The following is a 23,849-nucleotide window of genomic DNA, read 5'->3' as shown; positions in this document are numbered from 1 at the left end:
CTCGCCCCGTGCCCCCTTCACCACCAGGGCCCGCAGCACCTCGGCCATGTCTTCCGCCAAGCTCCGCGGCTCCTCCCCCGCCAAGTGCCGCTCCGCCTCCGCCGTCTCCCCCGTCGAGCGCACCCGCACCCCCGCCGCGTCGTCCACCGAGCCCCGCAGCGCCTCCGGCGCTTCTCCCGCCGACGCCACGTCCGACCCTCGCTCGTCCTCCACCTCCGCCGACGCCACGTCCGCCGCCCGCTCGTCCTCCACCGACGCCACGTCCAACCCCCGCCCGTCCTCCACCTCCGCCGACGCCTCGCTCCCCGCCGCGCCCTCACCCCCACGGCGAAACTCCTCGGTACCGCGGAACCGCCCCCGCCCCGCACCCCCCGTCACGACGGCCTCCGCAACGACACCAGGTCGGACAGGTCCCGGTCCGACAGCTCGGTCAACGACGACTCGCCGGAGCCGAGGATCGCGTCTGCCAACGCCCGCTTGGCTTCGAGCATGTCGGCGATGCGGTCCTCGACCGTGCCCTCGGTGATGAGGCGGTGGACCTGGACCGGCTGGGTCTGGCCGATGCGGTAGGCGCGGTCGGTGGCCTGTTCCTCGACGGCCGGGTTCCACCAGCGGTCGAAGTGGATGACGTGGCCCGCGCGGGTGAGGTTCAGGCCGGTGCCCGCGGCCTTCAGGGACAGGACCAGGACCGGGGTCGCGCCCGCCTGGAAGCGGTCCACCATGCGCTCCCGCTCCGGCACCGGTGTGCCGCCGTGGAGCAGCTCGACCGGGACCGCGCGGGCCGACAGATGGGCGGTGATCAGACGGGCCATGCCCACGTACTGCGTGAAGACGATCGCGGAACCGTCCTCGGACAGCAGGGTGTCCAACAGCTCGTCCAGCAGGGCGAGTTTGCCCGAGCGGGCGGTGAGGCGGTCGCCGGGGGACCGGGCTGCCGCGTGGTCCTCCTTCAGGTACAGAGCTGGGTGGTCGCAGATCTGCTTGAGGGAGGTGAGGAGCTTCAGGACCAGGCCCCTGCGGGCGATGCCCTCCGTCGTCTCGATCGCGAGCATCGACTCCCGCACCACCGCCTCGTACAGCGAGGCCTGTTCGCGGGTGAGCGGGACCGGGTGGTCCGTCTCCGTCTTCGGCGGCAGTTCGGGGACGATGCCCGGGTCGGACTTCTTGCGGCGCAGGAGGAACGGGCGGACCAGGCGGGCGAGCCGGGTCACCGCCTCCTCGTCCTCGCCGTTCTCCACGGCACGCGCGTGCCGGGCGCGGAAGGACTTCAGGGGGCCCAGCAGTCCGGGGGTCGTCCAGTCCAGCAGGGCCCAGAGTTCGGAGAGGTTGTTCTCCACCGGGGTGCCGGTCAGCGCCACGCGCGCGGGGGTCGGGATCGTGCGCAGGGCCTTCGCCGTCGCCGAGTACGGGTTCTTGACGTGCTGCGCCTCGTCCGCGACGACCATGCCCCACGGCTGTTGGGCCAACGTGGGCGCGGCCGAGCGCATCGTGCCGTACGTCGTGAGGACGAAGCCGCCGGTCAGGTCCTCCAGTGTGCGGTCCGCGCCGTGGAAGCGGCGGACGGGGACTCCGGGGGCGAAGCGGGTGATCTCCCGCTGCCAGTTGCCCAGGAGGGAGGCGGGGCAGACCACCAGGGTGGGGGCGCGGTGGGCCCGGCGCAGGTGCAGGGCGATGAGGGTGATCGTCTTGCCGAGGCCCATGTCGTCGGCCAGGCAGCCGCCCAGGCCGAGGGAGGTCATGAGGTCCAGCCAGGCCAGGCCCCGGAGTTGGTAGTCCCGGAGGGTGGCGTCCAGGCCCTGGGGTGGCTCGGCGGGCTGGATGCCTGCCGTCAGGCGGTCGCGGAGCGTGGCCAGCGCGCCGACCGGGACGGCCTCCACCGTCTCGCCGTCGACGTCCGCCGTGCCGGTGAGCGCGACGGACAGCGCGTCGACCGGGTCGAGCAGGCCGAGTTCGCGTTTGCGCGCCTTGCGGACGAGGGCCGGGTCGACCAACACCCACTGGTCCCGGAGGCGTACGACCGGGCGGTGGGCCTCGGCCAGCATGTCCATCTCGGCCTCGGTGAGCGGGTCGCCGCCGAGCGCCAACTGCCAGCGGAACTGCAGGAGTTCCTCGCTCTCGAAGAAACCCGTGCCGTCGGTCGCGGAGCCCGGCGCCGACCGCACCACGGCCGCCGCCGTCAGGTCCTGTGCCAGGTCCCGGGGCCAGTGGACGGCGACCCCGGCCGCCGCGAGCCGCGTGGCCGCCACGCCGAGCAGCTCGCCCAACTCCTCCTCGGACAGGGCGAGTACGTCCAGCTCGGAGAGCCGGTCCAGCGGTGGCCACACGCGCGCGGCCCGCCGTACGGCCAACGCGGCGTCTACGCGCGCGCGGGGCCCGAAGGCGGTGTCCGCCGTGCCCGCCCACAGGGCCGCCGCGTCGACCACGAGGGTCGGGTCGGCGAGGCTGTGCACCTGGACGATCGCCGCGCCCGCGCTGCGCACCCGGCCGCCGTCGTCGAACAGGTCGTACGCCGACAGGTCCAGGCGGAGCGAGATCCGCACGCCCGCGTCCATCCCGGCGGCGACCTCCGCGGCCCAGTCCTGGGCGTCACGCAGCCGCTGCGGCGCGCGGGCCGCGAAGGGCAGACCGGAAGTGTACGGCGCGGCCGGGGTGCGGGGCAGGGTGTCCGCGACCGCGTCCAGGAAGGAGCGCATGAGTGCTTCGGGCTCGGGCAGCCGCAGCGGGCCCGGGCCGGGCAGCGGGACTGCGTGGCCCTCGTACGGGAGCGCCGCCGCCACCGCGCGGACGTGCGCGATGTCCTCCGGCTCCAGCGGGCCCGCGCGCCAGGCGTCGTGGCCTGACGCGGTGAGCCCGGGGAGGAGTCGGCCGCGGGCGGCGAGCCGCAGCGCGTGCAGGGCGGCGGCGCCCCAGCAGGCCGTGGCGGGATGGGCGGCGGGGTCGCGGCGGGCGCGCACCAGCAGGGGCAGCGCCGCTTCGATCGGCAGGGTCAGCGCGGGGGCGGACCTGCGGCGGACCGTGGCGCCCTGTCGCCGTACGACGGTCAGCTCGGTCTGTTCCACGCCCTCATCCGCTTCGGGGAGTGCGCGCTCGCCGTCCGGGTCCCAGAAGGCGACGCGGCCCTCGCGCGGGACGACCGGGGACGGCAGGAAGACGGCGGCCAGCCGTACGGAGATCTGCTCCGTGATCGCCGTGTCCGTCATACGTCCTGTCACCTCCCGCCCGTCAGTCGTGTCAGCTGTCTTCGACTCTACGGGCGGGGTCTGACAATCGGCCCCGGCGACCGGCCGGGGCGACCTGCTAGGGAACCGTGCGGGAGACGACGTAGACCATGGGGAGCTTGGGGTCGGACAGGTTCACCACGATGTCCTGGGTGGGGGCCGGGTCCTTCTGTTTGTTGACGACGCCCCACCAGGGGCCGGGGCCGGTGAACTTCCAGCCGGTGATCTTCTGGTCGCGGGCGCTGATGGTGACGTCGTTCTTCTTCAGCGTCTTCCGGTCGACGTCTATGCCGGCGAGGAAGGTGTCCAGGCCCGCGTCGGTGGTCTCGAACTGGACGTAGAGGCGGCTGGTCTTCCAGTTGTTGGTCTCGTAGAAGGCGACCTTCTCCGCCGGGTGCGGGACCGGTACCTGGTACAGGCGCCGCTGGACCTTCGAGGGCCAGCCCACGGTGAGTCCGGTCGCCGAGTACTTGTACTCCTTGTCCTTGCCGCTGTTGCGGCTCTGGTTGGCGGAGATCGCCAGGTAGACGGCCGGTACACCGATGAGCAGCACGATGATGAGCAGGGTGATCGCCCGGCGGCGGGCCTTGTGGCGGGGGTCCTCGGGTGGTCGGGGCGGCTCGTCCCGGGGCATGGCCTGACGCGGCAGCGATGCGGTCATGCCGTGTCCTGGCTGCCGCGGCGGAACTCGGCGAACCGCTCGTAGCGTTCGTACCGCTCGACCCGGCGGCGCTTGGCGCGGCGGAAGCGGCGGGCGACCAGCCGGGCCAGGTCGGCGGCCCCGACCATGCCGGCCTCGGGGCCCAGCTGGGCGCGCACTATGCGGGCCTCGGGGCGGTAGCCGCGGCCGGTGAGCTGCCGCTTGAACGCGTCCCGCGCGGGGCCGATCAGCAGGTCGTCGGCGGCCGAGACACCGCCGCCGATCACGAAGCAGGAGGGGTCGAGGGCGGCGGCGAGGTTGGCGATGCCGACGCCGAGCCACTGACCGATGTCCTGGAGCAGTTCGATGCACATCGCGTCGCCCTCGCGGGCCAGCTCGGTGATCATCGGGCCGGTGATCTCGCCGATGTTGCCCTTGACGTGCTCGATGATCCCGTAGGCCACCGGGGAGTCGGCCGCGGCCAGTTCGCGGGCCTCCCTGACCAGCGCGTTGCCGGAGCTGTACTGCTCCCAGCAGCCGCGGTTGCCGCACGCGCAGCGGTGGCCGCTCGGCACGACCTGCATATGGCCGAACTCGCCGGCGACGCCCCACTTGCCGCGCTTGACCTGGCCGTCCTCCAGGATCGCGCCGCCGATGCCGGTGCCGAGCGTGATCATGACGAGGTGGTCCTCGCCGCGGCCCGCGCCGAAGCGCCACTCGGCCCAGGCGGCGGTGTTCGCGTCGTTGTCCACCAGGACCGGTACGGAGAGCCTGCTCGTGATGCGGTCCCTGAGGGGCTCGTTCCGCCACGACAGGTGGGGGGCGAACAGGACGCGGTTGCGGTCGGCGTCGACCCAGCCGGCCGCGCCGATGCCGACGGCGTGCACGTCGTGCCGGTCGGAGAGGTCCAGGACCAGTTCGACGATGGTGTCCTCGACGACCTTGGGGCTCTTGGACTTGTCCGGGGTCTCCGTGCGGAGCTTCTCCAGGATGTTGCCGTCGGCGTCCACGACGCCCGCCATGACCTTGGTGCCGCCGATGTCGATGCCGACCGTGGGCACGCGGGGGGCCGTCAGGTGCGAACGCCGCTCCCGGGTGCCGACGGTGCGGAGTGCGGGGGCACGCCGGGAGCCTATGGGGGCGCTGAAGTTGCCGTAGGTGCTCATCGGGCCCGATTCTGCCTCACCGTGACCGTGGGTGCTGTGCGGGGGCGTGAAGGGGGGTTCGGATCGTTGTCTGGTGCGGGTGCGTCGTGGCTGGTCGCGCGGTTCCCCGCGCCCCTGACCTCGTTGCGGCCCGCTGCATAAATCGTTCAGGGCACTTCGATCAGGAAGCACGCAGCCCGGTTTATTTGTCCTGACATTATGACGAATAAGGCGGGTGAACCCGCCCGCTCAGGGACGCACGAGGAGCTGGAACTCGAACGAATACCGCGTCGGCCGATACGTATGGCTGCCGAATTCGACCGCCCGACCCGTGTCGTCGAATGTCGTGCGCTGCATGGTGAGGAGCGGGGCGCCCTCGGACTCGGCGAGGCGTTCGGCCTCCTCCGCCGTGGCGCCGCGGGCGCCGATGGACTGGCGGGCGCTGTGCAGGGTGATGCCGGCGGTGCGCATCATCCGGTACAGGCCGGTGGCCTCCAGTTGCGCGGTGTCCAGGTCGAGGAGGCCGAGCGGCAGGTGGTTGGAGAGGTACGCCATCGGCTCACCGTGCGCGAGGCGCAGCCGGTCGATGCGGTGTACGTCGCTGTCCTCGGCCACGCCGAGCGCCGCCGCGACCTCGGCGGAGGCCGTCACGACGGCGTTGACGAGGACCTTCGTGGCGGGGCGCTGCCCGGCCGCCTCCAGGTCGTCGAAGAGGCTGCTGAGTTCCAGCGGGCGCTTGACCTGGCTGTGCACGACCTGCGTGCCGACACCCCGGCGGCGCACCAGGAGGCCCTTGTCGACCAGTGACTGGATGGCCTGGCGGACCGTGGGCCGGGACAGGCCGAGCCGGGCCGCCAGTTCGATCTCGTTGCCCAGCAGACTGCCGGGGGTCAGCGAGCCGTGTTCGATCGCGGCCTCCAGCTGCTGGGACAGCTGGAAGTACAACGGCACCGGGCTGCTCCGGTCCACGCTGAGCTCGAGCGGCACGGTCGGGTCCACATCTGGTTTCGGCACGGGCCCGAGCGTAGCTGTGTGAATGGTTGACGGGAAGTGATGTAGTTCGATTGTCCGGACATACGCATTGACAGCGTGCCTGGTCGGCCCTCAGTTTGTTCCCATGCGCATCGGAGTCATCGGTACGGGCCGCATCGGGACCATCCATGCCAGGACGCTCAGCCGTCATCGCGAGGTCGGTTCGCTGATCCTCACGGACGTGGACCCGGTCCGGGCCCAGGAGCTGGCGAACCGGCTGGGGGAAACGGCGGCACCGAGCACGGAGGAGATCTTCAAGTGGGGCGTGGACGCCGTGGTGATCACCACGGCGACATCGGCGCACGCCGAATTAATCGGGAGAGCGGCACGGTCCGGGCTCCCGGTGTTCTGCGAGAAGCCCATCGCCCTCGACCTGCCGGGCTCGCTGCAAGCGATCGCCGAGGTCGAGACGGCGGGAACGATCCTTCAGATGGGGTTCCAGCGCCGGTTCGACGCGGGCTACACGGGAGCCCGGGAGGCGGTGCGCTCGGGGCGGCTGGGACGGCTGCACACGGTCCGCGCGATGACCTCCGACCAGACGCCTCCCCCGGCCGCCTACCTCCCGATCTCCGGCGGGCTGTACCGGGACACCCTGATCCACGACTTCGACATGCTGCGCTGGGTGACCGGGCACGAGGTCGTCGACGTGTACGCGACCGGTTCGGACGCCGGTCCCTCGATGTTCCGCGAGGCCGGTGACATCGACACGGCCGCGGCGGTCCTCACCCTGGACGACGGCACGCTGGCCACGACGACGGCCGCGCGCCTGAACGGGGCGGGCTACGACGTCCGGATGGAGCTGGCCGGAGAACTCGACCAGGTCGTCGTCGGCCTGGACGACCGCACGCCCATCGCTTCCACCGAGCCGACCGGTCCCCCGGCCGCGACCAAGCCGTGGACCGGCTTCCTGGAGCGCTTCGGGCCCGCCTACGAGGCCGAGTTGATCGCCTTCGTGGAGGTGGTCGTCGGCCAGCGCACCAACCCGTGCGACGGCCGCGAGGCCCTTCAGGCACTGCGCATCGCCGAGGCCTGCGAAGTGTCCAGACGCGAACACAGACCGGTCCGCCTCGCGGAGATCGCGGGCGCCTTCCCCTACAGCTGAGCAGCACAGTCGTGTCGTAGAAGGTGACGCCTCCTCAGGCACCTCAGGAGGCGCTCAGGACGCACGGACCGCCAGCACCGTGCCCTGGGCGACCGCGCAGAGGGACTCCGTGCCGTCGTCGGCGACCGCGAGGACGTCGCAGCGGACGACGGCCTGGCGGCGGCCGGCCTGGACGACCTCCGCGTGCGCGCGCAGGACGCGGCCGGTGGCCGGGCGGACGTACTGGATGGACAGCCCGCCCGTGAGGACCGCGGGGCCGAGTGCCGTACCGCCGGCGAACGTGAGCGCGTTGTCGGCGGCGTAGGCGAGGACTCCGCCGTGCACGAAACCGTTCTGCTGGAGCAGGTCCTCCCTGATGTCGATCTCCAGCGTGGCGATCCCGTCCCCGAAGGCGCTCAGCCGCGCGCCGATCAGCCTGCTGAAGGGCTGACTCTCCAACGCCTTCCGAGCCATGGTCAGGTCGAACTCGGCGAACTCGGCGCTTGCGGTCACGAGGGCGGTCCTCCTAAAGGATCCATGACTTTCAGGGCAGTTACGGCTGCCGCGACTTCAACAACCGCTGCGGCTACGGCAGTTGCTGCCGAGGTTGCTGCTGCTACGGCCTTCAGGGCTCAGCCGCTGCTACGGCCGCCCCGCGCAGCCGTTCTACCAGCGCACCGGCAGCGCGCGCATCCCGCGCATCAGCATGCCCGGGAGCCAGTCGCCGGGCGGGCCGTCCAGGGTGAGGGCGGGGGCGCGCTCCAGCAGGGTGCGTATCGCCGTGCGGGCTTCGAGGCGGGCCAAGGGGGCGCCGAGGCAGTAGTGGATGCCGTGGCCGAAGGCGAGGTGGCCGCGGGTGTCGCGGCGGATGTCGAAGCGGTCCGGGGCCGGAAAGCGGACCCCGTCGCGGTCGGCGGCGGTCAGGCCGACCATGACCGGATCGCCCCGCTCCACCGAGGTACCCGCGATCTCCAGCGGCTCGGCGGCGAACCGGAACGTGCCGTTCTCCACCGGGCCCTCGTAGCGCAGCATCTCCTCGATCGCGCCGTCGAGCAGGGTCATGTCGGCGCGCAGGGCGGCGAGTTGGTCCGGGTGGGTGAGCAGGGCGTGGATGCCGCTGGTGAGGAGGTTGACGGTGGTCTCGTGGCCGGCGATGAGCAGGATGAAGGCCATGCCCCGCAGTTCCTGCGGGGAGAGCCGGTCGCCGTCCTCGGAGGTGGTGCGGATCAGGTCGCTGAGCAGGTCGCCGCTGGGGCCCGCGCAGCGTTTGTCCTCGATCAGGTCGCCGAGGTATTCGGCGAGCCGGACGAACGCGTCGTACTCGGCACCCGAACTGGTGGGCGCCACCGCCTCCGTGGAGAGTTTGCGGAACTCCGCGCGGTCCAGCTCGGGTACGCCCAGGAGCTCGCTGATCACGGTGATCGGCAGCGGGTAGGAGAGCGCCTCGACGAGGTCGGCACGGCCGGAGGGCAGCATCGCGTCCAGCAGGTCGTCGGTGATCTGCTGGACGCGCGGGCGCAGTTCCTCGACCCGGCGCATGGTGAACGAGCGGCTGATCAGCCCGCGCAGGCGGGTGTGGTCCGGTGGGTCGGTGGTCAGCAGATATCTGCCGATCAGCTCCTCGTCGAGGAACGTCACCCCGATCTTGCCGCCGTCCTTGGCCAGTCTCGGGTCGGTGAGCGCCGAGCGCGCCTCTTCGTACCCCACGATCAGCCAGGTCACGTGGTGCTCGTCCGGCGTCGGCAGCCGTACGCGGTGCACCGGGCCCGACTTCCGCAGCATGGCGTACACCTGGTGCGGGTCCCGCCGGAACGCCTCGCCGAACTCCCCCAGATCGATCACTTCGGTCATGCCTGCCCCCTCCTGGTCGATCCCCCGAGGCCTCCCAGTGCAATGGGAACGGACGGCGGCGGCGACTAGTGCCCGCTCTCCCCGTCCTCTTCGAGCAGACCCGCGTCGTACGCCAACAGGGCGATCTGCACACGGTTGTTGAGGTCGAGCTTGGCCAGGATGCGGGAGACGTGGGTCTTCACGGTGGCCACGCTCATGAAGAGGCCGGTGGCGATCTCGGCGTTGGCGAGGCCCTGCCCGACGGCTACGGCGACCTCGCGTTCGCGGTCCCCCAGGGCTGCGATGCGTTCACGCGCGCGTGCCCGACGGGTGTCGGTGGCGGTGCCCGCCGCGTGCTCCATCAACTGCCGGGTGACCGCGGGCGACAGCACCGGATCACCGGCCGCGACCCGGCGCACGGCGTCGAGGATCTCGGCGGGCGGGGTGTCCTTGAGGACGAAGCCGGCGGCGCCCGCGCGGAGGGCCCGTAGCACCTGTTCGTCGGCGTGGAAGGTGGTGAGGACGACGATCTGGGGCGCGTCGCCTCGGGCGCGCAACCGCTCCGTCGCCGTCAGTCCGTCGACCGACGGCATACGGATGTCCATGAGGACGACGTCCGGGTGGACGCGGTCGACGAGTTCCTCGACCTCGCTGCCGTCGGCGGCCTCGCCGACGATCTCGATGTCGGCGGCCCCGCCCATCATGAAGGACAGCCCGGCCCGCACCAGCGGGTCGTCGTCGACGAGGAGCAGTCTGATCGCAGTCATGGGGCTACGTAACCATGGCGACGCGGCGGGTGGCGGCGCGGTCTGCGGTGCGGGGCGGGGTGGGGCGCCCAAGGAGGCGTGTGCGCCCTCGCCGCCCACGCCGGGGCGGGCGGCCGTGCCGTCGACACCGCGAGCGGGGTGATCATCGGGGAACGGCTCCGGGGCGGCGGGACGGCAGTGCGACCGGTGCTCCACAGCAGCACCCCGGGCGCCCGGTCCGACCACGCCCGCGCCAACACACAGGCAGAGCCGGCGAGTTGGCCGGAGTTCGCATGGTCGGCGCAGGAGTGGTGACTTTCCGGGAGCGGCCGCCATCCTCCGTGCGCGGAACGGGAGTCACCCGTGGCACCGAACGGCACTCACCCCCACGGCAGCCAAGCCCGCACCCGGAACCCCCCGCCCTCTCCCGGCCCGTGCTCCAGCCGTCCCCCCGCCAACGTCGCCCGCTCGGTCAGCCCGATCAACCCCTGGCCGGAACCGGGGACATGGGGCACAGCACCCTCCGGGGGCGGGTTGTGCACGGCGATCACCAGGCCGTCGCCCGGGGTGCCGGTGACCGTCACCGTGACCTCCGTGCCCGGGGCGTGTTTGCGGGCGTTGGTGAGGGCCTCCTGGGCGATGCGGTAGGCGGTGCGGCCGACCGAGGCGGGGACCGCGGCGGGGTCGGTGACCCGGTTGGCGAGGGTGACCTTCATGCCGGCCTCGCGGGACTCGGTGACCAGCGCGTCCAGGGCGCCGAGCGTGGGCTGCGGACGGCCCGTGTCGTCGGGCTCGCCCGCGCGCAGGACGCCGATGATCTCCCGCAGGTCCTGGAGGGCCTCGTGGGCGCTCTCCCGGATGACACCGGCCGCCCGCGCGACCTCCTCGCGGGGCGCGTCCGGGCGGAACTCCAGCGCGCCCGCGTGCACGCTCAGCAGGGTCAGCCGGTGGGCGAGCACGTCGTGCATCTCGCGCGCGATGGCCTCGCGGGCGAGCCGCTGGGCCTGCTCGGCCCGCAGCTCCGCCTCCGTCTCGGCGCGCCGGGCGCGGTCGCGCAGGCTGAGCATGAGCTGCCGCTTGGAGCGGACGAACATGCCCCAGCCGATGACGGTGAGGGTGAGCAGTTCGGTGAACACGACCGCGCCGGCGTACGGCAGGTCGGGGTCCGGGCGCAGCCAGAAGAACAGCGGGGCCAGGGCGAGTTGGACGCCGCCGATCCAGGCGACGTAGCGGAAGGGGCGGTGCACGGCGAGCGTGAACACGGCGACCATGGCGGCGCCGCCCGCCGTGTTCGACACGAAGCCGACGGGGACCATCGCGACCGCGAGCCCGAGCGGCCAGCGGCGGCGCAGCCACACCGCGCCGCAGGCGAGGACCCCGAAGAGCTGGTCCACGACGGCGAGGGAGTGCGGGGTCGCGGTGTCGCTGTCGAGGGTCTGCGCGGCGGCGAGTCCGATGCCCACGGCCAGCAGGAAGCAGCAGGTGTCGACGACCCAGTCGCGGGCGGTACGGCGGGGACGTCCGCGCCGTTCGACGTCGGGGTCGAGTTCGTCGGCCACGGCGGACGGCAGCAGCCATCGGCGCCCCGCGAACGCCTGCGGTACCTTCGCGGTCCTGTCACCTGTCACGGTCGACAAATCTATGCGGCACCGGGCCCGGTCACCCACCCCGTGCGGGGGAACGGCGACCAAAGTCGCGCCGTCACAGACTTTCGGCGGACATGCCCCCAGCCCCCCAGTCCCCCGATCCCCCGGCCCCCAGCCCGTGCGCAGATCGCGTGGAGACGCCGCGCGTCAGGTTAACTCCCTGAAAACTCATCGGACTTGGCGGGAAAATCTCCGTAGTTGTCATTGACATGCCACTATCTACGCGCGTCATCATGAAGACATGAGATTCCCCCCACGGATCACCAGCATCGGCGCAGCAGCCGCCGTCCTGTCCGCTCTCCTCGTCGGCGGCACCGTCGCCACCGCGACCCCGGCCGCCGCCGCGGTCGGCAGCATCTGTTACAGCGCCCTGCCTTCGCAGGCGTACGACACGCTCGACCTGATCGCGACGAACGGCCCCTTCCCCTACTCGCAGGACGGCGTCGTCTTCCGCAACCAGGAAGGCGTCCTCCCCAGCCAGGCGTCCGGGTATTACCACGAGTACACGGTCAAGACTCCTGGCTCGTCCACGCGAGGTGCGCGCCGCATCGTCACCGGAAAGAAGACCCAGGAGGACTACTACACCTCGGACCACTACGTCACCTTCAACCTGATCAACTTCGGCTGCTGAGCCGATCGGTCAGGTACGGCACCTGAAGGAACGACGCGTCCGACCGTAGGTCCGGCCCGTAGCCACCCGGGCGTCCGGCCCCCACCGGCCGCATCACCGGCTGCACCATCGCTCACCCCTCGCCCCGCGGCTCCCCCCACGTTCATGGGTCGCGGGGCGAGGCACGTCCTGCCGCCGGGGGAAGCCGAAGGCCCCCGTCGTCCCTGCCGACCGCTCCGGTCCGGCCGCGTACGGGGGGACTCTCAGGTCTCCCGCTCGGGTGCGTACGCCTCAGCGTCCAGGCCGAAGGTCCAGGCCACCCCCGCTCGGGCTGTGCGCGTCGACGGGGGGACCCGTAGCCAGTACGTGCGGTGGGTGCCGTCGGGTTCCGGTGTGGAGTTCAGGACCTCCACCATGACCACGGGCTCGTCGTCGGCCAGGTCGATCCGCCACAGCGTGCCCGTCTCGTCCCGGTGCAGGGGGCGGGCTCCCGAATCGGTGAGGTACCGGTCGCAGCCGTAGTACTCAAGCATCACGCGGCGCAGCTCGGCGTTCTCCTCGGCGCGGATGCGTTCCGGGGTCAGCGTGGGCAGTTCGGCCAGGAAGGCGGCCGGGACCGGCATGCCGCGCCAGGCGTGCAGCGCGAAGCCGTCCGGGTAGGCGAGCGCCGGGCCGTCCCCGTGGTCGAGGCGGCCCGCCTCGTCGCGGTGGAGGGCCGAGGGGCGCTCCGAGAGCACCGCGATCCGCGCGAACGGCCACCACCAGCCGGCGCTGCGGCACACTTCGGACAGCGCGTCGAGCGGGCCGTCGTCGGCGGGGAACGCCGCGAGCCACGGCGCGTCGTGCTGCCCGAGCACGGCGTCCAGGAGAAGCAGCCGGATCTCCGCGGCCTCCTTGCCGGTGTCGCTCCCGGCCAGGTCCTCGATCACGCCCGTACGGATCCGGTCCACCAGGGCCTGCGTCGACGGCCACAGCTGTCCGCCGGTCGCCGCCCAGTGGGCCGACCACCCCATGGGCCCCAACTCGGCGTGCAGCCGCCGTCTCGCCGCCGCCCACGGCGCACTGCGCACCACGTCCCGGACGCTCGGTCCCCGGTCCGCCTGCTCCCGGAGGAGGGCGACCGCCGCGCGGGGCGAACCCGCCCACACCACGCGCTCCGGTTCCCCGAGTCCCGCCAGCCGGTAGGCCCGCCGGACGCCCTCCTCGGCGCGCGCCCGGTCAGCGGGGCCGGTCGCCGAGGACCGCGTCCGCCACCGCGCGAGGTCGAGGGAGGGGCCGAACGGCGTTCCCCCATGGCCGAGTCGGTCCCCCTCGGGGTCCTGCTCCACGACCGCCGTCATACTCCCCGCTCCCCCGCCCGACTTCAGGTCCATCGTTCCGTCCCTTCCCACGTCCGTCCCACCCACGTGCCCCTCCTCCACTCCTCGCCCGGCGCTCCCGTACCGCCGGTGCGTCCCGGTCGCTCAGTCGGCCACGATCCGCACGGACCCGGGCACGTACTCCCGCTGCCTGACGACCCGGAACCACCCCTTGGGCAGCGCGATGGCCGCGTGCTCCTCGTGCACCACCCGCCCGCCCTGGGGCAGATGGAGCAGCAACGGCCCGTACGGGCCCGGCTCGCGCACCAACTCCCCCGGCCCGACGACCGCGTGGGCATGCCCCGTCACCTCTCCCAGTGCCAGCACGAGCCGCCCCTGTGCGTCGCGCCGCTCCCTCGGGGCGTGCGCCGCGTGAGCGGGCACCGCGTCCTGCGCGACCGGCACGATCAGCACGTCTCCCTGTCGGTACATGGCTGTCCCCTCACCGCCGGGTGCGCCACGCACCGGCTTCATGACCACGACGTTAGGCGGCACCACTGACAACGGCCCCGGGCCCGCCCCCGCCGAACGGCACTGTCAGTGGCGGTTGGTAGAAATGCGGCACCACAGACCACGCACACTTCCTTCTCAGGAGCGGCCGCATGACCATCGGTGAGCATCTCGACGCGCTGCACGGGCTGCCCTCGTTCACCTTTCCCGGACCGGGCGCCCCCACCGACCGCCTGCCCGAGCCGGAATCGGTGGCCTGGCGCATCGGCGCCAACGTGTACGACACCGACGAGGCGTGGACCGACACGTTCGCCCGCTTCCGTGCCGACGTCGACACGGCCCGGGTCCGGGCCCTGATCATCGGCGGCTGGGAGGAGGCCTACGACACCGCGCCCACGCCGGTCGTCGAGGCACTCGTGGCGGCCCGGGACGCCTTCCCCGCACTGCGCGCGATGTTCCTGGGCGACCTGGTGATGGAGGAGTGCGAGATCTCCTGGATCCACCAGTCCGACGTCACCCCGCTGCTCGACGCCTACCCGGCGCTGGAGGAGTTCGGAGTGCGCGGCGGCACCGGCCTCGAGTTCACCGCGTTGCGCCACGGCGCGCTGCGCCGGCTGGTGGCGGAGACGGGCGGGCTGCCCGTCGAGGTGGTGCGCGGCATCGGCGCCAGTGACCTGCCCGCCCTGGAGCACCTGGACCTGTGGCTGGGCACGCCGGACTACGGCGGCGACAGCGAGGCCGCCGACCTGGAGCCGATCCTGTCCGGTGCGCGGCTGCCGCGCCTGCGTCATCTGGCCCTGCGCAACAGCGAGATGCAGGACGCGGTGGCCGCCGCGGTCGCCGCCGCCCCGGTGGTGGAGCGCCTGGAGGTGCTGGACCTGTCGATGGGCGTGCTGACCGACGAGGGCGCCGTGGCGCTGCTGAGCGGGCAGCCGCTGACGCATCTCAAGAAGCTGGACCTGCACCACAACTACCTCAGCGAGGCCGTCGCGGAGCGCGTACGGCAGACGCTGGTGCCGGCGGGCGTGGACGTCGACCTGGACCGTGACGACGCCGAGGAGGACACGGAGGACGACGGCACGGTCTGGCGCTACGTCGCCGTCGGGGAGTGACCGCGTCCACCGCGGCCGGGCCGATCGCCGCCGCGTCGTCCGCCCGCGCCGCGCCCCGGTTCGCGGTGGTCGGCAACCCCGAGAACCGCAGGGTGTCCCTCTTCGCGGACGCCGTGCGCGCGGCCGGGCTGCCCGCACCCCGCGTCGTCGCCTGGACGGACGTCCTGCGCGCGCGGGGAGCGGACTTCGCCGCCGACGAGTTCGTCCGGGTCGACTCCCCCGGCGAGAACCCCGAGGTCGACCGGCTGCTGCGGGGTACCACGGAGCCGACCCGGGTGGAGGGTTCGGCCCGCTGGTACACGCGGTTCACCGCCGCGCTGCGCACGCTGCGCGGCGGCATCCCCCTGGCCGACCCGGACGACCTGGCGGTGCTGTTCGACAAGCGGGCGTGCCACGCCGTGCTGGACGCGGCCGGCGTGCCCGTCCCGCACTCCCCGACCTCGGGTCCGCTCGGCGCGCGCGTGCGGGGCTGGGACGACGTACGGGCGCTGATGCGCGAGCACCGGATGCCCCGGCTGTTCGTCAAGCCCGCGCACGGTTCGTCGGCGTCGGGTGTCCTCGCGGTGGAGACGGCGGGCGGCGGCCGGTTCAGGGCGACCACGTCCGTCGAGACCGGTCCGGACGGCGCACTGCACAACTCGCTCCGGGTGCGCCGGTATCACGACGAGCGGGACGTCGCGCGCATCGTGGACGCGCTGGCGCCGGACGGGCTGCATCTCGAACGCTGGGTGCCGAAGGCGTCCCAGTCGGGCCGGGCCGCGGATCTCCGGGTGGTCGTCGTGGCCGGGCGGGCCACCCACGCGGTGGTGCGCACCAGTCGCGGGCCGCTGACCAACCTCCATCTGGGCGGCAGCCGCGGCGACTTGGACGGCGTCCGACACGCCGTCACCGCCGCGGGCGCCCGCTGGTCCGACGTGCTGGACGTGTGCGAGCGCGCCGCGTCCTGCTTCCCGCGCACGCTGTGCGTGGGGGTCGACCTGCTGCCGGCCGTGGACTGGCGCCGCAGTTTCGTCGGCGAGGTCAACGCCTTCGGCGACCTGCTGCCCCGGCTCACGGGACTGCCCGGCAGTGGCGCCGAGGGTCTGGACACCTACGGCGCGCAGGTGGCGGCCGTGCTGCGCGCACCGGCCGGAAGCGGCCCGCGTCACCCGTACAGAACAGGAACAGCCCATGCCTGAGCCCGACATGAACGCGATCGTCGGCGACCACGACATCCTGCTGGTCACCCTCGACACGCTGCGGCACGACGTGGCCGTCGAGTTGGCGGCCGAGGGTCGCATCCCGCACCTGGCGCGCCATCTGCCGGGCGGGCTCTGGGAGATGAGACACGCCCCGGGCAGTTTCACGTACGCCTCGCACCAGGCGATCTTCGCCGGGTTCCTGCCCACTCCGGCCCAACCCGGCCCGCATCCAAGGCTGTTCGCGGCGAGCTTCCCTGGCAGCGAGACGACCGCCGAGGGCACCTTCGTCTACGACACCCCCGACCTGGTGTCCGGACTGGCGGCGGCCGGCTACCGCACCGTCTGCGTCGGAGGCGTGGGCTTCTTCAACCGGCGCGGTCCGCTGGGCTCCGTACTGCCCGGCCTGTTCCAAGAGGCGCACTGGGAGGAGGAGTTCGGCGTCACCTCGCCGCACTCCTTCGAGAACCAGATCGACCGCGTGGAACAGGTCGTGGGCCAACTGCCCCCCGAACAGCGCCTGTTCCTGTTCGTGAACGTGTCGGCGCTGCACCAGCCCAACTGGTTCCACCTGCCCGGCGCGACCCGCGAGGCGGGTGACACCAGGGAGACGCACGCCGCCGCGCTGGAGTACGTCGACCGGCACATCGGGCGGCTGTTCGCCGCCGCGAGCTCCCGGCGCCCGTGCTTCGTCATCGTCTGCTCCGACCACGGCACCGCCTACGGCGACGACGGCTACACCGGCCACCGCCTGGGCCACGAGTCCGTGTGGACCGTGCCGTACGCCCACTTCTTCCTGGACCCCGCCGAGGCCGCCCGATGACCACCGCGCAGCAGACCGGCCCGTACCAGCACTACGTGTACGCGTATCCGCACAAGACGGCGTACCGGCGCCTCCAAGACCGGCCCGCGCTGCGGGAGTTGTGGGCGGCGGAGGACCGCGCCGCGCTCTCGCTGTACGTGCACATACCCTTCTGCGAGGTCCGCTGCGGGTTCTGCAACCTCTTCACCCGCATCGGCGCCCCGGACGGCCTGACCGGCGCCTATCTCGACGCCCTGGAGCGGCAGGCGGACGCCGTCCGGGCGGCGCTGGGCGACGCGGAGCCGCCACGTTTCGCCACGGCTGCGTTCGGCGGCGGCACCCCGACCTTCCTCACCGCGTCCGAGCTGGAGCGCCTGTGCGACCTCGCCGAGCGGCGCATGGGCGCCGACCTGCGCGCGGTCCCGCTCTCCGTGGAGGCCTCGCCCGCCACGGCCACCGCGGACCGGCTCGCCGTCCTCGCGGACCGCGGCGCGACCCGCCTCAGCCTGGGCGTCCAGAGCTTCGTCGACTCCGAGGCCAGGGCCGCCGTACGCCCGCAGCGCCGCGCCGACGTGGAGGCGGCGCTCGGCCGGATCCGGGACACCACCATCCCGGTGCTCAACATCGACCTCATCTACGGCATCGACGGCCAGACCGAGCGGACCTGGCGCGCCTCCCTGGACGCGGCCCTGGCCTGGCGCCCCGAGGAGCTGTACCTGTACCCGCTCTACGTCCGCCCGTTGACCGGCCTCGGCCGCCACCAGGGGGACGCCGGAGCCGACCCGGAGTGGGACGAGCAGCGGCTGCGCCTGTACCGCGCGGGACGCGACCACCTCCTCGCACACGGCTATGTCCAGCAGTCGATGCGGATGTTCCGCCGGGCCGACGCCCCGCCCCAGGGCGCCGACGACTACGCCTGTCAGACGGACGGCATGATCGGGCTCGGCTGCGGGGCCCGCTCGTACACGTCGGCGCTGCACTACTCCTTCGACTACGCGGTCGGCATGCACGAGATCCGCGGCATCATCGACGACTACGTCACGACGACCGACTTCGCGCACGCGGAGGTCGGCTACCGCGTCGACGGACACGAGGCGCGCCGCCGTCATCTCCTCCAGTCCCTCCTCCAGGCCGAGGGGCTGTCCGTCGCCGACTACCGCGCCCGCTTCGGGAGTTCACCCGACGACGACTTCGGGACGGAGCTCGACCGGCTGGCCGGGCGCGACTGGCTGACCGACGCGGCGGGCGAGCGGCTCGTGCTCACCCCGGAGGGGCTGGCGCACTCCGACGCCATCGGCCCGGAGCTGTTCTCCTCCGAAGTGCGGTCCGCCATGGCCGCCTACGAACGGAAGTGACGGACCGTCATGGATCTCACCGTCCTCTACCGGGGCCCGCTCGCGTCCTGCGACTACGACTGCCCCTACTGCCCGTTCGCCAAGCGCCGCGACTCGACCGCCCAACTCCGCGCGGACCGAGATGCGTTGGAGCGCTTCGCGCGCTGGGCGGCGGACAGCGGGGACGAGTTGTCGCTGCTGTTCACGCCGTGGGGCGAGGGCCTGGTCCGCTCCTGGTACCGGCGCACCCTCACCGAGCTGTCCCAACTGCCCCACGTGCGCCGGGTCGCGATCCAGACCAACCTGAGCTGCCGTACCGGCTGGCTCGCCGAGGCCGACCTCGACACGCTCGCCCTGTGGTGCACGTACCACCCGGGCCAGACCCCGTACGACCGTTTCCTCGGCAAGTGCCGTGAACTGGCCGATCGCGGGGTGCGCTTCAGTGTCGGTGTGGTGGGCCTGCCCGGCCATCTGGCGGCGGCCCGCCGGCTCCGCGACGATCTGCCCCCGCACGTGTACCTCTGGATCAACGCGGCCGAGGGACACACCTACGGGGACGCCGAGGCCGACGACTGGACCGCGCTCGACCCGCTCTTCCCGTACAGCAGGCACCCGCACCGCAGTGCCGGACTCCCGTGCCGTACCGGCGAGTCCGTGATCTCGGTCGACGGCGCGGGCACGGTCCGCCGCTGCCACTTCGTCCGTGACGAACTGGGCAACCTGTACGACGGCTCGTACCGCGCGGCGCTGCGCCCACGCGCGTGCCCGCTGGCCGTGTGCGACTGCCACATCGGGTATGTCCACCTGGAGTCCCTGCCGTTGTACGACGTCTTCGCGGGCGGTGTCCTGGAGCGGGTGCCGTCCGCCGTCCCCGGCCAGGACACCCCGCGCCCCCTGACGCTCATGGCGCGGCCCGCACAGGTCCCGATGTCCAGGTCGTGTCCTCAGTGATGCCGTCCCTTCTCAGGCGTGTCTCAGGAGTGTCATCGGCTGAGGGATCGCCACAGGGGCCCCGTGATGGAGGGAGAACGACCGCGGGTCAGCCGCGGATCGGCCATCACGGGGAGAACGAGACACATGAAGTTCAAGCGATTCGGGACCATCGCCGCGACGGCGCTCACCGGCACCCTGCTCCTGACCGCCTGCAACGGCGTGAACGGTGCGGCCGACGCCACCGTGTCCCATCCGGCGGCGGGGGCGACTCAGGCGGCGGGTGCCATCGGCCGCTACTCCCAGAACGCGCCGGGGGCGCGGTACTTCACCACGATCCTCACCGGTGACAACGAGGTGCCCGTCAAGGGCAAGCCGGCGGTGGGCGACAAGGACGGCAGCGCGGTGGCCCTCATGCGCATCCAGGGCGACGAGGTGTCCTTCGCGTTCGCGTGGACGGGGATCGGCACCCCGACCATGGCCCATCTCCACCAGGGGGCGCGGGGCACCAACGGTGACGTGAAGATCCCGTTCTTCATGGAGAAGCTCAAGGGAGGCGTGCCGTTCGTGTTCGGCACCGTGAAGGTCAAGGACACCGACCTGCTGCGGAACATCGAGGCGCATCCCGACCAGTTCTACTTCAACCTGCACACCGCCGAGTTCCCCGGCGGCGCGGTCCGCGGACAGGCCGTCGCACTGCCCGGCGCCGTCTCGCTGCCCGACGCCATCCGCCACTCGTCCCTGGCCGGCGTCGTCAAGGGGGCCCAGATCTACGCCTGCACCAAGCAGGACGACAGCTCCTACGCCTTCACCCAGGACAACGTCGACGCCACCCTCCAGGGCGGCATCCAGCACAGCTTCGCCAAGCACGGCCCCGCCGGCCCGCCCCAGTGGATCGCCCCCGACGGCTCCTCGGTGACCGGCACCGTCCTCAACAAGTTCGACAACGGCAAGGGCAACATCCCCCAACTCCTGCTCCGCGCCCAGCAGACCGGCAAGAGTAAGGGTCTCCTGTCCAGGACCACCTCGGTCCTACGTCTCAACACCGCCGGCGGCGTCGCCCCGGTCGGCACCTGCGACCCGGCCACGCAGCCCACCACCCGCGTCCCCTACACGGCGGACTACCTGTTCCTCGCCACCAAGTAGCACCGACGAGCGGCGCCGCCCGAACCGGCGGAGCCGTACCCAGCCAGGCGACGCGAGTCCCGCGCGGACTCGCGTCGCCGTGTGTTCGGGCCCCGCCAGGTCGCGCCAGGTCGCTCAGGAGAGGGCAGCCCCGCGCCCCCACGCCGTCCCCACAAGGACGAGCACACCGCCCGCAAGCCCGAACACGCCGAGCCGCTCCCCGCCCAGCGCGATACCCGCCGCCGCGGCCCACAGCGGCTCGGTGCCGAGCAGCAGGCTGACGCGGGAGGGCGAGGTCCGGCGTACGGCCCACATCTGCACGAAGAAGGCGAACAGGGTGCAGAACACGGAGAGGAACAGCAGCCCGGCCCACTCGCGCGGCCCGAAGTCGGCGGCCGTCGCCCACGGTGTGGTGTCGGCGCCGGTCGACAGGATCGCGAACACCGCGACGGCGGTGGCGAGTTGGACGGTGGTCAGGGGCAGTGCGTCCGCGCCCTGGACCGACGTGGTGCGGGACATGGCGAGGACGTGCACGGTGCGGGCGAGGGCGGCGAGCAGCATGAGGAGGTCGCCGAGTGAGGGGCGGGAGAAGCCCGCGCCCTGGGTCAGCAGCAGCACGCCGAGCACGGAGAGGGCCGCCGCGCCGAGGAAGGCACGGGAGGGCCGGGTGCGGGTCACCGCCGCCTCGGCGAGCGGGGTGAAGATCATGGTGAGGCTGATGATCAGGCCGGCGTTGGTCGCCGAGGTGTGGACGACGCCGTAGGTCTCCAGGAGGAAGATCCCGGCGAGGATCAGCCCGAGCAGGGCCGCCCCGCGCCACTGTGAGGCTGTCAGGGCGCGCAGCGAGCGATGGCCCACGACCGCCAGGACGGGCAGGACGAGGGCGAAGCGCAGGACCAGGACGGCGAGGACCGTGCGGGCCGTGGTGATGTCCTTGGACGCGAGATAACTGGCGCCCCAGACCACCGCGACCAGCAGGACGGGCAGGTCGGTGAGCCAGGCCCGGCGGGGCAGGGCGGCGGACGGTACGGCGATCGAGGACATGAGGGCGGCTCTCCCGGTCTCCGACGAAGGGGTGGAGACATCGGTGGCTGCCACACGGAACGATCACCGTACCGGCACGACCCCCCGCTGACTAGGCGTTTTCCGCATCGGCGTCCGCGTACGAGCCATAGGTCGGCCGGCCCGCCAGGTCGTACGACTGGATGGAGACGCCGGTGCTGGTGACGCGCCCGCCCGTGTGCCGGAAGGCCATGGGCTCGGTGCCCTCGGGGAACAGCCGCAGGCCGCTGCCGAGCACGACCGGGAAGGTCACCAGGTGGAGCGTGTCGACGAGGCCGAGCGCGAGGAGGGAGCGGACGAGGGCGCCGCTGCCGTGCACCTGGAGTTCGCCCCCGGTGCGCTCCTTGAGGTCGGTGACCTCCTTCGCGAGGTCGCCGCCGATGACCGTGGTGCCGGCCCAGGAGGGATCGGTGACGGTCGACGAGGCGACGTACTTCGGCAGCGCGTTCAGCTTGGCGGCGATCGGGTCGGCGGGGTCGGTCTTGTCCGGCCAGTACCCGGCGAAGATGTCGTACGTACGGCGGCCGAGCAGATAGGCGCCGGAACGGTCGAAGACCTCGACCACGAACCGGCCGAAGTCGTCGTCGCCGTAGACGAAACTCCAGCCGCCGTGCTCGAAGCCGCCGCGGGTGTCCTCCTCGGGGCCGCCGGGGCCCTGGTAGACGCCGTCGAGGGTGACGAAGAGAGTGGAGACGAGCTTGCCCATGTCGGGTGCCTGCTTCCTGCTGCGGGAGCGGATGGTGTCATCAGCTCAGACCCCGCGGGCCCCCGCAACTCATCGGTCCTCGCTACGGCGTCTCGCCTTCTCTCAGTCCTCGCTACGGCGTCTCCCGGTTCTTCGCGCTACGGCGGCTCAGCCCGCGTGGGTCGAGAACATGCCGCCGGTCGGGCCCTGCTTGTCGCCGCCCTGGGCCTTCTTCAGGGCGTTGGCGAGGCTCTCGATGGTGAGGGACTGGAGGATGACGCGGCCGTTGCCCTCAAGGGTGGCCAGGGACAGGCCCTCGCCGCCGAACACGGCGTTCATCAGGCCCTGGCGGTTGAGGCCGCCGATGCGCTGGACGCCGTACTGGACGCCCTCCTCGAAGGCGACGAGGCAGCCGGTGTCGACCTCGATGCGGCCGCCGAAGTCGGCCGGGTTCAGGTCGATGAAGTTGCCCGCGCCGGCGATGATCACCGTGCCGTGCCCGGTGAACTTCTCCAGGACGAAGCCCTCGCCGCCGCTCATGCCGGTGCGGCCGCCCTGGAAGGCGATGCCGAACTGGACGGTGGACTCGGCGGCCACGAAGGCGTCCTTCTCCGCGAACCACGCGCGTGTGCCGTCCAGTTCCAGGGCGCGCATCTCCCCCGGGAGCACGCCCGCGAAGCCGACGGTGCCTTCGCCGCCCTGGGAGGTGAAGTACTGGAACGCCAGCGACTCACCCGCGAGCGCGCGCTGGCCGACCTGCATGGCGGTGCCCATGGCCTGGCGGAGCATGCCGCCCATGCCGCCGCCCGCGCCACCGGCACCCTGTTGCTGGCCGCCGCCCGACGGCCCGCTCAGGCGGGTCTCCATGGTCACGTTCGTCGTCTTGAAGAGGAACTTCCCGGCCTCGCAGTACACGGTCTGGCCGGGGTTCAGGTTGACGACCGCCATCTGCATGGCGTTGCCGACGATTTCTTGCTGAAGGGTCACGAGGGGAGAACGCGGGAGGCGAAGAAAAGAGTTCCTGCCGATCGACATCGGTGTCCGTTCGCCGCCAGCACCAGGGTGCGGTGGCCGCTGGGATGGACACATGACGACTCAGGGAACCCTTTTGGGCAAGGCGGCTCTGGTGACCGGCGGCAGCCGGGGCATCGGTGCGGCGACGGCGCTGCGGCTCGCGCGGGACGGTGCGGATGTGGCCGTCACCTACGTGGACGGCAAGGAGGCGGCCGAGAACGTCGTAGGGCGGATGGAGGCGCTGGGACGGCGGGCCGTGGCCCTGCGTGCCGACTCCGCGGACGCCGCCGAGGCGGCAGGGGCGGTGGACCGTGCGGCAAAGGCCCTGGGCGGGCTCGACGTGCTGGTGAACAACGCGGGGGTGGGGCTGCTCGGGCCGTTGGACGGGCTGTCCCTCGCCGACGTGGACCGCGTTCTGGCGGTGAACGTCCGCGGGGTGTTCCTGGCGTCCCAGGCGGCTGCCACGCGGATGGCGTCCGGGGGTCGCATCATCACGATCGGCACGTGCATGACGCAGCGGGTGCCGGGGCCGGGCGGGACGCTCTACGCGACGAGCAAGTCGGCGCTGGTCGGGCTGACCAAGGCGCTGGCCCGCGAGTTGGGCGGGCGCGGCATCACGGCGAACATCGTGCACCCGGGTCCGACGGACACCGACATGAACCCGGCGGACGGGCCGTACGCGGCCGGTCAGGCCGCGATGACGGCGTTGGGACGGTTCGGGACGGCGGACGAGGTGGCGTCGATGGTCGCGTATCTGGCCGGGGCGGACTACGTCACCGGGGCGGAGTTCGCGGTGGACGGCGGCCATTCCGCGTGAAGCACACAGGGGGCGCACCGGTCCTGTCGGGCCG

At 72.4% G+C, this 23,849-nt stretch carries 23 protein-coding genes; 10 read left to right on the top strand and 13 right to left on the bottom strand.

Annotated elements, in window-relative coordinates; translation table 11 throughout:
• Nucleotides 1–374: 374 nt before the first annotated feature.
• The 4 genes from R2B38_RS34305 to R2B38_RS34290 form a co-directional block, all read right to left on the bottom strand.
• Nucleotides 375–3,200, bottom strand: a complete 2,826-nt coding sequence (locus R2B38_RS34305; RefSeq protein ID WP_318019689.1) for a DEAD/DEAH box helicase — start codon at nt 3,198–3,200, stop codon at nt 375–377.
• A 97-nt stretch (nt 3,201–3,297) separates the two neighbouring features.
• Complete coding sequence (locus R2B38_RS34300; protein WP_033279441.1) at nt 3,298–3,879, bottom strand: hypothetical protein; 582 nt, start codon at nt 3,877–3,879, stop codon at nt 3,298–3,300.
• Nucleotides 3,876–5,024 (bottom strand): ROK family glucokinase, encoded by a 1,149-nt coding sequence (locus R2B38_RS34295; protein ID WP_318019688.1) that lies wholly within the window; start codon nt 5,022–5,024, stop codon nt 3,876–3,878. The genes R2B38_RS34300 and R2B38_RS34295 overlap by 4 nt, the downstream gene beginning before the upstream one ends.
• Before the next feature lie 228 nt (nt 5,025–5,252).
• Nucleotides 5,253–5,990: a GntR family transcriptional regulator gene (locus tag R2B38_RS34290; RefSeq protein ID WP_318021870.1), complete on the bottom strand. Its 738-nt coding sequence runs from the start codon at nt 5,988–5,990 to the stop codon at nt 5,253–5,255.
• Between the two features lie 130 nt (nt 5,991–6,120).
• On the opposite strand from R2B38_RS34290, the gene R2B38_RS34285 reads away from it, so the two are divergent.
• Nucleotides 6,121–7,137 carry a Gfo/Idh/MocA family oxidoreductase gene (locus tag R2B38_RS34285; RefSeq protein WP_318019687.1) on the top strand — a complete coding sequence of 339 codons (1,017 nt, stop codon included), beginning with the start codon at nt 6,121–6,123 and terminating at the stop codon, nt 7,135–7,137.
• A gap of 54 nt (nt 7,138–7,191) precedes the next feature.
• Here R2B38_RS34285 and R2B38_RS34280 read toward each other — a convergent pair whose 3' ends face one another.
• From R2B38_RS34280 to R2B38_RS34270, 3 genes are all read right to left on the bottom strand, one after another.
• Nucleotides 7,192–7,590, bottom strand: a complete 399-nt coding sequence (locus R2B38_RS34280) for a PaaI family thioesterase (protein ID WP_318021869.1) — start codon at nt 7,588–7,590, stop codon at nt 7,192–7,194.
• Between the two features lie 192 nt (nt 7,591–7,782).
• On the bottom strand, nt 7,783–8,967 hold the full coding sequence (locus tag R2B38_RS34275; RefSeq protein WP_318019686.1) for a cytochrome P450: 1,185 nt from the start codon (nt 8,965–8,967) through the stop codon (nt 7,783–7,785).
• A 65-nt stretch (nt 8,968–9,032) separates the two neighbouring features.
• On the bottom strand, nt 9,033–9,713 hold the full coding sequence (locus R2B38_RS34270) for a response regulator transcription factor (RefSeq protein WP_033279446.1): 681 nt from the start codon (nt 9,711–9,713) through the stop codon (nt 9,033–9,035).
• A 78-nt stretch (nt 9,714–9,791) separates the two neighbouring features.
• On the opposite strand from R2B38_RS34270, the gene R2B38_RS34265 reads away from it, so the two are divergent.
• Nucleotides 9,792–10,007 carry a hypothetical protein gene (locus tag R2B38_RS34265; RefSeq protein WP_318019685.1) on the top strand — a complete coding sequence of 72 codons (216 nt, stop codon included), beginning with the start codon at nt 9,792–9,794 and terminating at the stop codon, nt 10,005–10,007.
• A 65-nt stretch (nt 10,008–10,072) separates the two neighbouring features.
• Here the strand turns inward: R2B38_RS34265 and R2B38_RS34260 are convergent, their stop codons facing one another.
• Nucleotides 10,073–11,320 (bottom strand): histidine kinase, encoded by a 1,248-nt coding sequence (locus tag R2B38_RS34260; RefSeq protein WP_318019684.1) that lies wholly within the window; start codon nt 11,318–11,320, stop codon nt 10,073–10,075.
• Nucleotides 11,321–11,579: 259 nt separating this feature from the next.
• Between R2B38_RS34260 and R2B38_RS34255 the strand changes: the two genes are divergently transcribed.
• On the top strand, nt 11,580–11,969 hold the full coding sequence (locus R2B38_RS34255; RefSeq protein WP_318019683.1) for a ribonuclease domain-containing protein: 390 nt from the start codon (nt 11,580–11,582) through the stop codon (nt 11,967–11,969).
• A gap of 242 nt (nt 11,970–12,211) precedes the next feature.
• On the opposite strand, the gene R2B38_RS34250 is transcribed toward R2B38_RS34255, so the two are convergent.
• Complete coding sequence (locus R2B38_RS34250; RefSeq protein ID WP_318019682.1) at nt 12,212–13,288, bottom strand: DUF6745 domain-containing protein; 1,077 nt, start codon at nt 13,286–13,288, stop codon at nt 12,212–12,214.
• Nucleotides 13,289–13,411: 123 nt separating this feature from the next.
• Nucleotides 13,412–13,738: a hypothetical protein gene (locus R2B38_RS34245; RefSeq protein ID WP_318021868.1), complete on the bottom strand. Its 327-nt coding sequence runs from the start codon at nt 13,736–13,738 to the stop codon at nt 13,412–13,414.
• A 170-nt stretch (nt 13,739–13,908) separates the two neighbouring features.
• Between R2B38_RS34245 and R2B38_RS34240 the strand changes: the two genes are divergently transcribed.
• The 6 genes from R2B38_RS34240 to R2B38_RS34215 all read left to right on the top strand — a co-directional run bounded on the left by R2B38_RS34240 (nt 13,909) and on the right by R2B38_RS34215 (nt 20,258).
• Nucleotides 13,909–14,868, top strand: coding sequence for an STM4015 family protein (locus R2B38_RS34240; protein ID WP_318019681.1), 960 nt, complete (start codon nt 13,909–13,911; stop codon nt 14,866–14,868).
• Nucleotides 14,865–16,046 carry an STM4014 family protein gene (locus tag R2B38_RS34235; protein WP_318019680.1) on the top strand — a complete coding sequence of 394 codons (1,182 nt, stop codon included), beginning with the start codon at nt 14,865–14,867 and terminating at the stop codon, nt 16,044–16,046. The genes R2B38_RS34240 and R2B38_RS34235 overlap by 4 nt, the downstream gene beginning before the upstream one ends.
• Nucleotides 16,047–16,053: 7 nt before the next feature.
• Complete coding sequence (locus tag R2B38_RS34230; RefSeq protein WP_318021867.1) at nt 16,054–16,869, top strand: STM4013/SEN3800 family hydrolase; 816 nt, start codon at nt 16,054–16,056, stop codon at nt 16,867–16,869.
• Nucleotides 16,866–18,203 (top strand): STM4012 family radical SAM protein, encoded by a 1,338-nt coding sequence (locus R2B38_RS34225; protein WP_318019679.1) that lies wholly within the window; start codon nt 16,866–16,868, stop codon nt 18,201–18,203. Before R2B38_RS34230 ends, R2B38_RS34225 begins: the two co-directional genes overlap by 4 nt.
• 9 nt (nt 18,204–18,212) lie before the next feature.
• Entirely contained in the window at nt 18,213–19,133 is a 921-nt protein-coding gene (locus R2B38_RS34220) for an STM4011 family radical SAM protein (RefSeq protein WP_318019678.1), read from the top strand.
• Nucleotides 19,134–19,259: 126 nt separating this feature from the next.
• Nucleotides 19,260–20,258, top strand: a complete 999-nt coding sequence (locus R2B38_RS34215) for a CHRD domain-containing protein (protein ID WP_318019677.1) — start codon at nt 19,260–19,262, stop codon at nt 20,256–20,258.
• Between the two features lie 114 nt (nt 20,259–20,372).
• Here the strand turns inward: R2B38_RS34215 and R2B38_RS34210 are convergent, their stop codons facing one another.
• From R2B38_RS34210 to R2B38_RS34200, 3 genes are all read right to left on the bottom strand, one after another.
• Nucleotides 20,373–21,281 (bottom strand): DMT family transporter, encoded by a 909-nt coding sequence (locus tag R2B38_RS34210; RefSeq protein WP_318021866.1) that lies wholly within the window; start codon nt 21,279–21,281, stop codon nt 20,373–20,375.
• 91 nt (nt 21,282–21,372) lie between these two features.
• Nucleotides 21,373–22,005: a dihydrofolate reductase family protein gene (locus tag R2B38_RS34205; RefSeq protein ID WP_318019676.1), complete on the bottom strand. Its 633-nt coding sequence runs from the start codon at nt 22,003–22,005 to the stop codon at nt 21,373–21,375.
• A 147-nt stretch (nt 22,006–22,152) separates the two neighbouring features.
• Nucleotides 22,153–22,971, bottom strand: a complete 819-nt coding sequence (locus tag R2B38_RS34200; RefSeq protein ID WP_078652313.1) for an AIM24 family protein — start codon at nt 22,969–22,971, stop codon at nt 22,153–22,155.
• Between the two features lie 100 nt (nt 22,972–23,071).
• On the opposite strand from R2B38_RS34200, the gene R2B38_RS34195 reads away from it, so the two are divergent.
• Nucleotides 23,072–23,815: an SDR family oxidoreductase gene (locus R2B38_RS34195; RefSeq protein WP_318019675.1), complete on the top strand. Its 744-nt coding sequence runs from the start codon at nt 23,072–23,074 to the stop codon at nt 23,813–23,815.
• Nucleotides 23,816–23,849 lie beyond the last annotated feature (34 nt).

Source organism: Streptomyces sp. N50 (assembly GCF_033335955.1).
GTDB lineage: Bacteria > Actinomycetota > Actinomycetes > Streptomycetales > Streptomycetaceae > Streptomyces.
Note: the sequence above shows the minus strand (reverse complement) of the source record. Positions and strands in the feature narration are given on the sequence as shown.